This window comes from Pseudomonas sp. KH_017 (assembly GCF_057840285.1).
In genome coordinates, this window is sequence record NZ_CM174509.1 from 387,674 (window position 1) to 400,550 (window position 12,877).

Below are 12,877 nucleotides of genomic sequence, written 5' to 3' on the forward strand. Positions count from 1 at the left end.
GTGGGAGCGGGCTTGCTCGCGAAGGGGCCTTAACATTCAACAGTGATGTTGATTGTCAGACCGCTTTCGCGAGCAAGCCCGCTCCCACAGGGTCCGTCATCGTTGTAAGTATGGCTTACAGGATATAACGGGACAGGTCTTCGTTCTGCGCCAATTCGCCCAGGTGGCTGTTGACGTAGTCGGCGTCGATCTGGATCACCTTGCCGTCATGAACGCTGGCCAGGTCGCCGGCGCTGAACGACACCTCTTCGAGCAAGCGCTCAAGCAACGTGTGCAAACGGCGGGCACCGATGTTTTCGGTTTTCTCGTTGACCTGCCAGGCGATCTCCGCGATGCGCTTGATGCCGCTCGGCTGGAACTCGATGCCCAGGCCTTCGGTTTTCAGCAGTGCGCAGTATTGCTCGGTGAGCGAAGCGTGAGGCTCGCTGAGGATGCGTTCGAAGTCTTCCGGGCTCAGGGCCTTGAGTTCGACACGAATCGGCAGGCGGCCTTGCAGCTCGGGCACCAGGTCGCTCGGCTTGCTCAGGTGGAACGCACCCGAAGCAATGAACAGGATGTGGTCGGTCTTGACCATGCCCAGCTTGGTGTTGACGGTGCAGCCTTCGATCAGCGGCAGCAGGTCGCGCTGCACGCCTTCACGGGACACATCGATGCCACCCGAATTACCGCGCTTGGCCACCTTGTCGATTTCGTCGATGAACACGATGCCATGCTGCTCGACCGCTTCCAGGGCCTTGGCCTTCAACTCTTCATCGTTGACCAGGCGGCTGGCTTCTTCGTCGCGCACCAGCTTGAGCGCTTCCTTGACCTTGAGCTTGCGGGCTTTCTTCTTGCCCTTGCCCATGTTGGCAAACAGGCTTTGCAGCTGGTTGGTCATTTCTTCCATGCCCGGTGGCGCGGAGATATCGACGCCGGCCATTTCGGCGACTTCGATTTCGATCTCCTTGTCATCCAGCTGACCTTCGCGCAGGCGCTTGCGGAACAGCTGGCGGGTGTTGGAGTCGGCAGTCGGGGCGTCGTCGTTGCTGAAGCCCATGCGTGCCGGTGGCAGCAGGGCGTCGAGGATGCGCTCTTCGGCGGCGTCTTCGGCGCGGTGGCGAACCTTGACGATTTCCTGCTCGCGCAACAGCTTGATCGCGGCATCGGCCAGGTCACGAATGATCGATTCGACGTCGCGGCCGACATAGCCGACTTCGGTGAACTTGGTCGCTTCGACCTTGATGAACGGCGCATTGGCCAGTTTTGCCAGGCGACGGGCGATCTCGGTTTTACCGACGCCGGTCGGGCCGATCATCAGGATGTTCTTTGGTGTTACTTCAACACGCAGCTCTTCAGGCAGCTGCATGCGGCGCCAGCGGTTGCGCAGGGCAATGGCGACGGCGCGCTTGGCATCGTCCTGGCCGATGATATGGCGATTGAGTTCGTGGACGATTTCACGGGGAGTCATGGACATAATATTCAGTGGACCTCAAGCAAGAATGAGCCGTGGCGCGATGGCTGCACGGGCTTACTCGGCGCAGTCCTGCTCCTCAATGGTCTGGGTGTGATTGGTGAATACGCAGATGTCGGCGGCGATGCCGAGGGCGGTTTCGACGATTTCCCGGGCCGACAGATCGGTTTTCTTCAGCAGCGCGCTGGCAGCGGCCTGGGCGTAACCGCCGCCGGAACCCATGGCGATCAGGCCTTCTTCGGGTTCAACCACATCGCCGTTGCCGGTGATGATCAGGGAGGCGTCTTTGTTGGCGACGGCGAGCATGGCTTCGAGGCGGCTCAGGGAGCGGTCGGTGCGCCATTCTTTGGCGAGTTCGACGGCGGCGCGCACCAGGTGACCCTGGTGTTTTTCAAGCTGGCCTTCGAAACGTTCGAAGAGGGTAAAGGCGTCAGCGGTAGCGCCGGCAAACCCGGCAATGACCTGACCGTGGTACAGGCGGCGAACTTTTTTCGCGTTGCCTTTCATCACGGTATTACCAAGGGAAACCTGGCCGTCGCCGCCCATGACGACTTTGCCGTGGCGGCGAACTGAAACGATGGTGGTCAAGGGAAGAGTCTCCACGCAGCGGGGCGAAAATGCCTTATGCCCATTCATATGGGGGTGGTGGAGTGGATTTCAACTGTAGGAAGGGAGAGGGGACGAGTGGTGTGAGTCAGATGGGGCTGTGGTGTTTGTCAGGGCCCCTTCGCGAGCAAGCCCGCTCCCACATTGGAATGCGGTCGAATGTGGGAGCGGGCTTGCTCGCGAAGAACGATAACGCGGTGATCCTGAAGGAGTCAGCGGCTCTGGCGTTGTTGTAACAACAGATTGCTGAAGCCGGCACCGGCCAATTGTTTCTGCGCGGTGGTCAGTTGTTCGCGGTTGCTGAACGGTCCGACCAATACTCGATACCAGGTTTCGTCTTTCACCGTGCCGGACTCAACCGCCACGGCCTGGCCCAGCAGAATGATCTGCGCCCGCACCTTGTCCGCATCAGTCTCTTTGCGGAACGAGCCAGCCTGCAGGAAAAACTTCGTCACAGGTGCAGCCTTGACCGGTGGCGCAGGAGGCGGAGTAAGCCCGGCCAGGGCTGCCTGGGCGCGAGCCGTGTCGATCTTCGCCGCTTCGGCCGGGGTGACCGGCGTTGTCGGGATGGCCGGTACTTGCGGCGTCGGCAGGGTTTTTTCCGGCACGGCATCCGGCGGCACGATGACTTCCGATTCCGGCAGCAAGGTGTAGAAGTCGTACTTCGGCTTCACCGGTTGCGTCGGGCTTGGCGGGGTCTTGTTGGCCTCGGCGATCTTGCTGGCTTTCTGCTGTTGCTCGACTTTCTCACGCTTGACCGTGTCGCTGCCCTTGCCCGGCTCCAGTTTCATCAAAAACACAAGGAACGCGCCGACCGTGAGGCCGATGACCATCCACAACCAACCCGGAATCGGTTGCTTTGCAGGAGCTTGGTAACGGCTGGCGCCACGCTTGGGTGCAGGTTTTTTCTTGGCAGCCAACTTACATACGCTCCAGAGTTTCCAGGCCCAAGAGTTCCAGGCCTTGCTTGAGAGTGCGTCCGGTCAGCGCGGCGAGGCGCAGACGGCTCTGCATTTGTGCCGGGGTATCGGCGGCGAGGATCGGGCAGTTCTCGTAGAAGCTGGAGAACAGGCCGGCGACGTCGTACAGGTAGGTGCAGAGGATGTGCGGGGTGCCTTTTTCGGACACGTTGTTCAGGATCTCGCCAAACTGCGCGAGCTTCGCTGCCAGTTCGTGCTCGTGCGCTGCTTCGAGGACGATCTGGCCGTCGACTTCGCTGAAGTCCTTGCCGAGCTTGCGGAATACGCCGGCCACGCGGGTGTAGGCGTACAGCAGGTACGGTGCGGTGTTGCCTTCGAAGTTGAGCATCAGGTCGAAGTTGAAGCTGTAGTCACTGGTGCGGTGCTTGGACAGGTCCGCGTATTTCACCGCGCCGATGCCCACCACCTTGGCGATGTTGCGCAACTCGGCTTCGGCAAGTGTAGGGTTCTTGTCCTTGACCAGGGTGTAGGCGCGTTCCTGGGCTTCGGTCAGCAGGTCGATCAGCTTCACGGTGCCGCCATCACGGGTCTTGAACGGACGACCGTCCGCGCCGTTCATGGTGCCGAAGCCCATGTGTTCCATTTCCATCGGATGGGTCACGAAACCGGCCTTGCGCGCCACGGCGAACACTTGCTGGAAGTGCAGGGCCTGACGCTGGTCGACGAAGTACAGCGCGCGATCGGCCTTGAGTTTGCCGCTGCGGTAGCGCACGGCGGCCAGGTCGGTGGTGGCGTAGAGGTAGCCGCCGTCGGCCTTGACGATGATCACCGGCAACGGGTCGCCGTCGGCGTTCTTGAACTCGTCGAGGAACACGCACTGGGCGCCGTTGCTCTCGACCAGCATGCCTGCGGCCTTCAAGTCGTTGACCACGTTGATCAGGTCGTCGTTGTAGGCGCTTTCGCCCATCACGTCGGCCATGGTCAGTTTGACGTTGAGCAGTTCGTAGATCTTCTGGCAGTGGGACAGCGAGATGTCCTTGAACTTGCTCCACAGCGCCAGGCAATCGGCGTCGCCGGCCTGTAACTTGACCACCAGGCCACGGGCGCGGTCGGCGAACTCTGCGGATTCGTCGAAGCGTTGCTTGGCGGCGCGGTAGAAGTTCTCCAGGTCCGACAGCTCGTCGCTGGTGATCGGGTTTTCCTGCAGGTAAGCCATCAGCATGCCGAACTGGGTGCCCCAGTCGCCGACGTGGTTCTGACGGATCACGGTGTCGCCGAGGAATTCCAGCACACGGGCCACGCCGTCGCCGATGATGGTCGAGCGCAGGTGGCCGACGTGCATCTCTTTGGCCAGGTTCGGCGCCGACAGGTCGACCACGGTGCGCTGCACCGGGCCGGCCTTGCGCACGCCGATGTGGGCGTCGGCCAGGGCGGCGTCCAGGCGGGTCGCCAGGGCGTCGGTGTTCTGGAAGAAGTTCAGGAAGCCCGGGCCGGCGATTTCGGTCTTGGCGACATTTTCGTCAGCCGGCAGCGCGGCGATGATTTTTTCCGCCAGATCGCGCGGCTTCATGCCGGCCGGCTTGGCCAGCATCATGGCGATGTTGCTGGCGAAATCGCCGTTCTTCTTGTCGCGGGAGTTTTCCACCTGGATCGCCGGCGACAGGCCTTCAGGCAACACACCTTCGTTGACGAGTTGGGTGATGGCTTGTTGGATCAGCTGGCGAATGGTGTCTTTCATGGTCTTCTCTTTCGACCGCAGGTGCGGCGGCGCATCATGCGCTGGTGGAAAAACTGGGCATTATCCGTTGCGAAGACGGGCTTGCCAACCATAGCAGGCAGGATATGGATGTGTGGTGACAATTAGGGCCTCTTCGCGAGCAAGCCCGCTCCCACAGTAGATCCTGGGTGTGCATAGGTTCTGCATTCAGCACAATTCCCCCTGTGGGAGCGGGCTTGCTCGCGAAAGCGATCTCAAAATCAATATAGATCTACGGGATCGACATCCAAAGACCAGCGCACCGCCCGTCCGCTCGGCATCTGCTCCAGTACCAGCAACCAACTGGCCAGCAATCGATGCAAGGGTGCCCGCGCCGTAGCCTGTACCAACAGTTGCGCACGATAACGCCCGGCCCGGCGCTCCATCGGCGCCGGGACCGGTCCCAGCAATTCAATGCCGGTCAGATTCTGCTCGGCCAGCAAACGTTCGGCCTCGCTGCACGCCTCATCCAGGAATCCTTCGGCCTGACCCGGTTTATGCGCCTCGGCCCGCAGCAGCGCCAGGTGCGCAAACGGCGGCAACCCGGCCGCACGGCGTTCACTCAAGGCCTGTTCGGCAAAGGCGAAATAGCCTTGCTCGGTCAATTGCACCAGCAGCGGATGGTCGGCCAGGTGCGTCTGGATAATCACCTTGCCCGGCTCTTCGGCGCGACCTGCGCGGCCGGCGACCTGCACGATCAGCTGAGCCATGCGCTCACTGGCGCGGAAGTCGCCGGAGAACAGGCCGCCGTCGGCGTCGAGGATCGACACCAGCGTCACCCGTGGAAAGTGGTGACCTTTGGCAAGCATCTGCGTGCCGATCAGGATGCACGGCTGGCCTTTTTGAATGGTTGCGAACAACTGGTTCATCGCATCCTTGCGCGATGTGCTGTCGCGGTCGACCCGCAGCACCGGATAGTCCGGAAACAGAATCGCCAGGCGTTCCTCGGCCCGTTCGGTGCCGGCGCCCACGGGGCGCAGATCGACCTTGTTGCACTTCGGGCACTGGCGCGGCACGCGTTCGACGTAGCCGCAATGGTGGCAGCGCAGCTCGCCGTAACGCTGATGCACGGTCATCCGCGCGTCACAGCGCTGGCACTCGGACATCCAGCCACAGTCATGGCACAGCAGGGTCGGGGCGAAGCCGCGGCGGTTGAGGAACACCAGGACTTGTTGTCCGGCGGCCAGGGTCTGGCCGATGGCTTGTTGCATCGGCCCGGAAATGCCGCTGTCCAGCGGGCGGCTTTTGACATCCAGACGCAGGAAGCGCGGCTGTTTGGCGCCGCCGGCGCGCTCGTTCAAACGCAGCAGCCCGTACCGCCCGGTGTAGGCGTTGTGCAGGCTTTCCAGCGAAGGGGTGGCGGAGCCGAGGACAATCGGGATGTTTTCCTGTCGCGCCCGCACCAATGCCAGATCACGGGCGTGGTAGCGCAAACCTTCCTGCTGTTTATAGGAACCGTCGTGTTCTTCGTCGATGATGATCAGGCCGGGGTTCTTCATCGGTGTGAACAGGGCCGAGCGGGTGCCGATAATGATATCGGCCTCACCGTCCCGGGCGGCCAGCCAGGCCTCGAGGCGTTCGCGGTCATTGACCGCCGAATGGATCAGCGCGATACGGGCATTGAAACGCTGTTCGAAGCGCGCCAGGGTCTGCGGGCCGAGGTTGATTTCCGGGATCAGCACCAGCGCTTGCTTGCCGGCCTCGAGGGTTTCGCGGATCAACTGTAGATAGACTTCGGTCTTGCCGCTGCCGGTGACGCCGGCCAGCAGGAACGCGTGATAACTGTCGAAGCCGGCGCGAATCGCCTCATAGGCGGCGCGCTGCTCCGGGTTCAGCGGGAGTTCCGGTTGCGCCAGCCAGTGTTCGTGGCGCGCGCCCGGGGCGTGCCGGCGGATCTCGACCTGCACCAGATCCTTGGCCAGCAGCAAATCCAGGCTGTCCTTGCTCAGCATCAGTTTGCTCAGCAATTGATGGGCGACGCCATGGGGATGCTGGGCCAGCGTGGCCAGGGCTTCGCGCTGGCGCGGGGCGCGGGCGATACGCGGATCATCGAGGCGGGCCCCCGGCGCGGCGGACCAGAAACGCTCCTGGCGCGCTTCGGCCAGCTCGCCCTGGCGCAGCAGCACCGGCAGCGCCCAGCTCAAGGTGTCGCCGAGGCTGTGCTGGTAATACTGGGAGGTCCACAAGCACAGCTTGAACAGCGCTGGCGGCAGCGGTGGCGTAGCGTCGAGCAGGGCCAGGGCCGGCTTGAGCTTCTCGGCCGGGACTTCGCTGGTGTTGGTGACTTCCACCAGAATACCGATCATCTCGCGCCGGCCGAACGGTACCCGCAGGCGCATGCCGGGGTGCAGCTGGGTGCGCAGGACGCCGGCCGGAGCGCGGTAGTCGAACAGGCGGCGCAGCGGCGAAGGCAGGGCGAGGCGCAGAATGGCGTCGGGCACGCGGGGGGATCTCGATTAGCAGGCAACAAAAGAAGGGGTGGACGCGGATCAATTGTGGGAGCGGGCTTGCTCGCGAAGAAGGAGTGTCAGTCAACGCATTTATCGCCTGACACACCGCTTTCGCGAGCAAGCCCGCTCCCACAGGGGAATGCGCTTGAGGCCGGGAGCCTAGCAGACGGTCGGTCTCAGCGACAGCTTGCGTGAATGGGATTGTCTGGTAGAATCCGCGGCCTAATTACGTGCGGTATTCAACAATAGTGTTGGGTGGCGGCACGCTAGCCCGAGGAAGACACCATGAAAGCTGATATCCATCCAGAATACCCAGCAGTTGCTGTTACCTGCAGCTGCGGCAACAAGTTCGAAACCCGTTCGACCTTCGGCAAAGCCCTGGCGATCGACGTTTGCAACGAATGCCACCCGTTCTACACCGGTAAGCAGAAGACTCTGGACACTGGCGGCCGCGTTCAGCGCTTCGCCGACCGTTTCGGTGCTTTCGGCAAGAAAGCTCCAGCTGCTGCAGAGTAAGGTTAAAAAGCCTTATGGGCTTTTCCTTGCTGTTAAAAAAGGCGTCCCTTGCGGGCGCCTTTTTTGTGTCCGCGATTTGGCTCTCCGGCGCCCAGGCTTTCTGCCCGGCACCCGAGGGGCTGGCCTCTGTCGCCGTGGAGCGGGTGGTCGATGGCGACACTCTGCGCCTGGACGATGGCCGCAACGTGCGCATGATCGGCCTTAATACGCCGGAGCTGGGCAAGAAGGGCCGTTCCGACGAACCGTTCGCAGTGGCGGCGCGCAAGCGTCTCGAAGCGCTGGTCGCGGCCAGCGACGGGCAGGTCGGTTTGTTGCCCGGTAAAGAAAGCAAGGATCGCTACGGCCGCACCCTGGCCCACGTCTATGGTGCAGATGGCGCTAACCTTGAGGCGCAAATGCTCGCCGAGGGCCTCGGTTTCCTGGTGGCGGTAGCGCCGAATGTCGATCTGGTCGCGTGTCAGCAGGCGGCGGAGCGTAGCGCCCGTCAGGCCGGGCTCGGTGTGTGGCGCCAGTCACCTGTACTGAAGGCGGATCAGATCAGTGCGTCCGGGTTTGCCGTGCTCAGTGGTCGTGTGAGCAAGGTTCAGCGCAATCGCGGCGGGGTTTGGATCGAGTTGCAGGATTCGGTTGTATTGCGTGTTGCACCCAATCAACTGGCGCGATTCGATATCGCCTCGCTGGAACGCTTGGAAGGCAAGCAGGTCGAGGCGCGCGGCTGGGTGCTGGACCGTTCGCGCCGCGGCGGACTCAAGGAAGGCCAGCCGCGCTGGATGTTGCCCTTGACCGACCCGGCGATGCTTCAAGCGGTACAGTAACAAAAAATTGTAGACATTTTTTCTGTCGATTGTGAACAGTCTATCCCTTGTGTTCCGTGGCTCTTGGCCCAAAGTCGTAGGGGTCGGCGCTTGACAGGGGTGACCGGTCAGTCTTGTGGGGACTTTGCGAGGCGCGTATCCTCGCTGACCAGTCTGTCCAACAGTAAAAGCGGAATGCCAAAATGTCTGATCTGAAAACTGCCGCTCTCGAATATCACGCCAATCCTCGTCCAGGGAAGCTGAGTGTCGAGCTCACCAAGGCCACTGCTACCGCTCGCGACCTGTCGCTGGCGTACAGCCCGGGCGTAGCCGAACCAGTACGCGAGATCGCCCGCGATCCTGAACTGGCCTACAAGTACACCGGCAAAGGCAACCTGGTTGCAGTCATTTCCGATGGCACCGCGATTCTCGGCCTGGGTAACCTCGGCCCATTGGCTTCCAAGCCAGTGATGGAAGGTAAAGGCGTGCTGTTCAAGCGCTTCGCCGGCATCGACGTTTTCGACATCGAAGTCGACTCCGAAAGCCCGCAAGCCTTCATCGACACCGTCAAGCGCATCTCCATCACCTTCGGTGGCATCAACCTGGAAGACATCAAGGCGCCAGAGTGCTTTGAAATCGAACGCGCTCTGATCGAGCAGTGCGATATTCCGGTGTTCCACGATGACCAGCACGGCACCGCTATCGTGACGGCGGCCGGCATGATCAACGCCCTGGAAATCGCTGGCAAAACCCTCGCTGATGCCAAGATCGTCTGCCTGGGCGCCGGTGCGGCCGCCATCTCCTGCATGAAATTGCTGGTGAGCATGGGCGCCAACATCGAAAACATCTACATGGTCGACCGTACCGGCGTGATCCACTCCGGCCGTGACGACCTGAACCAGTACAAGGCAGTGTTCGCTCACGCGACCGACAAGCGCACCCTGGCTGACGCCCTGCAAGGCGCTGACGTGTTCGTTGGCCTGTCCGGCCCGAACCTGCTGAGCGCTGAAGGCCTGCTGTCGATGGCGCCTAACCCGATCGTGTTCGCCTGCTCCAACCCGGATCCGGAAATCTCCCCGGAACTGGCGCACGCCACCCGTAACGACGTGATCATGGCCACCGGTCGTTCCGACTACCCGAACCAGGTCAACAACGTACTGGGCTTCCCGTTCATCTTCCGTGGTGCCCTGGACGTTCGCGCCAAGCGCATCAACGAAGAAATGAAAGTGGCTGCGGCCAACGCCCTGCGTGAACTGGCCAAGCTGCCAGTACCTCAGGAAGTGTGCGACGCCTACGGCGGCATCAAGCTGGAATTCGGTCGTGAGTACATCATTCCGAAGCCAATGGATGCCCGTCTGATCACCCTGATCTCCGATGCCGTGGCTAAAGCCGCCATCGAGACCGGTGTGGCGACCCTGCCGTATCCGAAGAACTACCCGCTCAAAAGCGTGGATGACGTGTTCAACGGCTAAGCCGTTGTAGCGCTTCGATGAAAAGCCCCGGCTTGTGAGAGTCGGGGCTTTTTTGTACCTGACAGTTTTGTGCCGCCTGTGAGGGCCTCTTCGCGAGCAAGCCCGCTCCCACAGGGTTAGAAGCGTACATAAAACCTGTGCTCACCATCGCCCAATGTGGGAGCGGGCTTGCTCGCGAAGAGGCCGGGCCAGACAGCATCAAAACCGGCAGGCAAAAAAAGCCCCGCACTTCTTTCGAAGACGGGGCTTTTCAGTGCTGCGGCAATCAGAACAAATCGATCGGCGCCGCTTCATCCGCCGGCAGCGGGCTGCCAGGTGCCAGGCCGTTGCCCAGTTCGTTCCCCGACGGTGGTGTATCTTCGACCTTGAACAGTTCGAAGTAGGCCCCCGGCGTGCCCGGGCTGGCTGCGCGGCCGCTGATCGGGTCGACTCGCAGGCTGAGGATGCCTTCCGGCTCCTGTTGCGTATGCGGCGGTTTGCCTTTGAGCGCGGCGCCCATGTAGTTCATCCAGATCGGCAGCGCGACGGTGCCACCGAACTCCTTGCGACCCAGGCTTTCCGGCTGATCGAAACCGGTCCACACGGTGGTCACGTAATCGGCGTTGTAGCCGGAGAACCAGGCGTCCTTGGATTCGTTGGTCGTACCGGTCTTGCCGGCAATGTCAGGGCGGCCCAGGGCCAGCGCGCGGCGGCCGGTACCGAGCTTGATCACGTCCTCAAGCATGCTGTTGAGGATGTACGTGGTGCGCCCGTCAACGATGCGTTCGGCCACGGCGGGAGCTTGTGGCGCCTGCGTAGCGCCCGGGGCTTCGCCTGGCGTTGCGTTGACCGTGAAGGCTTGAGGGGCGGGCACGGCAATGCCATCGCTGGCCGCACCGCCCTGAGGCACGCTCCGCGGGTTGGCGACGAACAGTGTGTCGCCGTTGCGGCTTTCGATCTTGTCGATGATGTACGGGGTGATCTTGTAGCCGCCGTTGGCGAAGGTGCTCCAGCCAGTGGCGATTTCCATTGGCGTCAGGGTCGCGGTGCCCAGCGCCAGGGACAGGTTGGGTGGCAGGTCCTGTTTGTTGAAGCCGAAGCGCGTGATGTAGTCGATGGTCTTGCCAACGCCCATCGCTTGCAGCAGGCGGATCGATACCAGGTTGCGCGACTTGTACAGCGCTTCACGCAGGCGGATCGGGCCGAGGAAGGTGTTGGTGTCGTTCTTCGGACGCCAGACCTTGTCCAGGTACTCGTCGACGAACACGATCGGTGCGTCGTTCACCAGGCTGGAGGCGGTGTAGCCGCTATCCAGTGCGGCGGCGTAGACGAAGGGTTTGAAGCTCGAACCCGGCTGGCGCTTGGCCTGCAATGCGCGGTTGTAGTTGCTCTGCTCGAAGGCGAAACCGCCGACCAGCGAACGAATGGCACCGTTCTGTGGGTCCAGGGATACCAGCGCGCCCTGGGCCTGCGGGATCTGGCTGAACTTCAGCGATTTGTCCGGCTGACGCTGCACGCGAATCAGATCGCCGACCTGGGCCACGTCCGAGGGTTGTTTCGGGTTGGCGCCCATGCTGTTGGTATTCAGGAACGGCCGGGCCCACTTCATGGTGTCCCAGTTCACGTGTTCCTGGCCGGTGCGGGTCAACACTTGCAGGCCGTTCTTGTCGACCTGGGTCACGATGGCCGGTTCCAGGCCACTGATGGTGCGTTGTTTGGTCAGTTCGGTGGCCCAGGCTTCGCGAGTCTTGCCCGGCAGCCGCGACTCTGGCCCGCGATAGCCGTGGCGCTGATCGTAGGTCATCAGGCCTTCATGGACCGCAGTGTTGGCCAGTTCCTGGAGGTCGCTCGGCACCGTGGTGGTGACGCGGAAGCCTTCGGTATACGCCTCGCTGCCATAACGCCCGACCATTTCGGCACGGGCCATTTCGGCGATGTACGGGGCGTTCACTTCCGGGGTCGGCACGTGATAGCTGGCGTTCAGCGGCTCGTTGATCGCAGTGGTGTAGTCGGCCTCGCTGATTTTTCCGAGCTTGTACATGCGTCCCAGGATCCAGTCACGACGCTCCTTGCTGCGCGCCGGATTGGCCAGCGGGTTGAAACGCGACGGCGCCTTGGGCAGACCGGCGATCATCGCCATCTGCGCCAGGCTGACATCGCGGATCGATTTGCCGTAATAGACCTGTGCCGCCGCCTCGATGCCGTAGGCACGGTTACCCAGATAGATCTTGTTGACGTACAGCTCGAGGATCTCGTCCTTGGTCAGCTGCCGTTCGATCTGCAGGGCCAACAGGATCTCGGTGGTTTTGCGCGAAAAGCTGCGTTCGCTGGTCAGGAAGAAGTTCTTTGCCACCTGCATGGTGATCGTGCTGCCGCCGGACTGGATGTGTCCGCTTTTGATCAGCTGGGTCGCGGCACGCATCAGGCTGCTCGGATCGACGCCATAGTGGTTGGCGAAATTGTCGTCTTCAGCACTTAGTAACGCATTGATGAAGTTGGGGGGAATTTCGGCGAAACGGATCGGTGTGCGGCGCATTTCGCCGAATTCTGCGATCAACTTGTTATCGCTGCTGTAGACCCGCAAAGGGATCTGCAACTGGATGCTTCTCAGCGCCTCCACGGACGGTAGTCCGGGACTAAGGTAAAGGTACGCCCCGCTCAGACCCAGAAGGAGTCCGCAGAAAACCGCGACGATGGACCAACCGAAAAACTTCAGCAGACGAATCAAGGCTTTTGGATATCCAGGGCAAAAATGAATTGGGCAACAGGGTTCGGGCTAAATGAGAACGACCTGCGCTTGAGCAAATGCGGAAAAAAAACGTTGGGCATTATAAGCATTTTTCTGATCGGGAGCGTCATTGGCGCTGCTGTCAAGACGGGTGGATTGAACGCAATGGATATTGCAGAGTCCGTAACTCACGGAAAGTCATAGGG

The 12,877-nt window shown here is 61.7% G+C and carries 9 protein-coding genes; 3 read left to right on the top strand and 6 right to left on the bottom strand.

What is annotated here, in order from left to right; all coding sequences use genetic code 11:
- Window positions 1-115: 115 nt before the first annotated feature.
- The 5 genes from hslU to AC3IT6_RS01825 form a co-directional block, all read right to left on the bottom strand.
- Window positions 116-1,453: an ATP-dependent protease ATPase subunit HslU gene (gene hslU, locus AC3IT6_RS01805; protein ID WP_489354091.1), complete on the bottom strand. Its 1,338-nt coding sequence runs from the start codon at window positions 1,451-1,453 to the stop codon at window positions 116-118.
- A gap of 54 nt (window positions 1,454-1,507) precedes the next feature.
- On the bottom strand, window positions 1,508-2,038 hold the full coding sequence (gene hslV / locus AC3IT6_RS01810; protein ID WP_046031180.1) for an ATP-dependent protease subunit HslV: 531 nt from the start codon (window positions 2,036-2,038) through the stop codon (window positions 1,508-1,510).
- Window positions 2,039-2,268: 230 nt separating this feature from the next.
- The gene (locus tag AC3IT6_RS01815; protein ID WP_489354092.1) at window positions 2,269-2,976 is read right to left on the bottom strand and encodes an SPOR domain-containing protein; all 708 of its coding nucleotides are present in this window, start codon (window positions 2,974-2,976) and stop codon (window positions 2,269-2,271) included.
- A gap of 1 nt (window position 2,977) precedes the next feature.
- Entirely contained in the window at window positions 2,978-4,714 is a 1,737-nt protein-coding gene (argS, locus tag AC3IT6_RS01820) for an arginine--tRNA ligase (protein ID WP_489354093.1), read from the bottom strand.
- A 239-nt stretch (window positions 4,715-4,953) separates the two neighbouring features.
- Window positions 4,954-7,173, bottom strand: coding sequence for a primosomal protein N' (locus AC3IT6_RS01825; protein ID WP_489354094.1), 2,220 nt, complete (start codon window positions 7,171-7,173; stop codon window positions 4,954-4,956).
- Window positions 7,174-7,467: 294 nt separating this feature from the next.
- Between AC3IT6_RS01825 and rpmE the strand changes: the two genes are divergently transcribed.
- From rpmE to AC3IT6_RS01840, 3 genes are all read left to right on the top strand, one after another.
- Window positions 7,468-7,698 carry a 50S ribosomal protein L31 gene (gene rpmE, locus AC3IT6_RS01830; protein ID WP_053153366.1) on the top strand — a complete coding sequence of 77 codons (231 nt, stop codon included), beginning with the start codon at window positions 7,468-7,470 and terminating at the stop codon, window positions 7,696-7,698.
- Window positions 7,699-7,712: 14 nt separating this feature from the next.
- On the top strand, window positions 7,713-8,513 hold the full coding sequence (locus tag AC3IT6_RS01835; protein WP_223447406.1) for a thermonuclease family protein: 801 nt from the start codon (window positions 7,713-7,715) through the stop codon (window positions 8,511-8,513).
- Between the two features lie 182 nt (window positions 8,514-8,695).
- Window positions 8,696-9,964, top strand: a complete 1,269-nt coding sequence (locus AC3IT6_RS01840; RefSeq protein WP_053153375.1) for a malic enzyme-like NAD(P)-binding protein — start codon at window positions 8,696-8,698, stop codon at window positions 9,962-9,964.
- A 265-nt stretch (window positions 9,965-10,229) separates the two neighbouring features.
- Here AC3IT6_RS01840 and AC3IT6_RS01845 read toward each other — a convergent pair whose 3' ends face one another.
- Window positions 10,230-12,668 (bottom strand): penicillin-binding protein 1A, encoded by a 2,439-nt coding sequence (locus tag AC3IT6_RS01845; RefSeq protein WP_489356466.1) that lies wholly within the window; start codon window positions 12,666-12,668, stop codon window positions 10,230-10,232.
- Window positions 12,669-12,877: the final 209 nt, after the last annotated feature.

Excerpts from the sequence above, each read along its gene's own strand:
- hslU (WP_489354091.1), bottom strand. The coding sequence starts at position 1,453 with ATGTCCATGACTCCCCGTGAAATCGTCCACGAACTCAATCGCCATATC.
- argS (WP_489354093.1), bottom strand. The coding sequence starts at position 4,714 with ATGAAAGACACCATTCGCCAGCTGATCCAACAAGCCATCACCCAACTC.
- rpmE (WP_053153366.1), top strand. The coding sequence starts at position 7,468 with ATGAAAGCTGATATCCATCCAGAATACCCAGCAGTTGCTGTTACCTGC.
- AC3IT6_RS01835 (WP_223447406.1), top strand. The coding sequence starts at position 7,713 with ATGGGCTTTTCCTTGCTGTTAAAAAAGGCGTCCCTTGCGGGCGCCTTT.
- AC3IT6_RS01840 (WP_053153375.1), top strand. The coding sequence starts at position 8,696 with ATGTCTGATCTGAAAACTGCCGCTCTCGAATATCACGCCAATCCTCGT.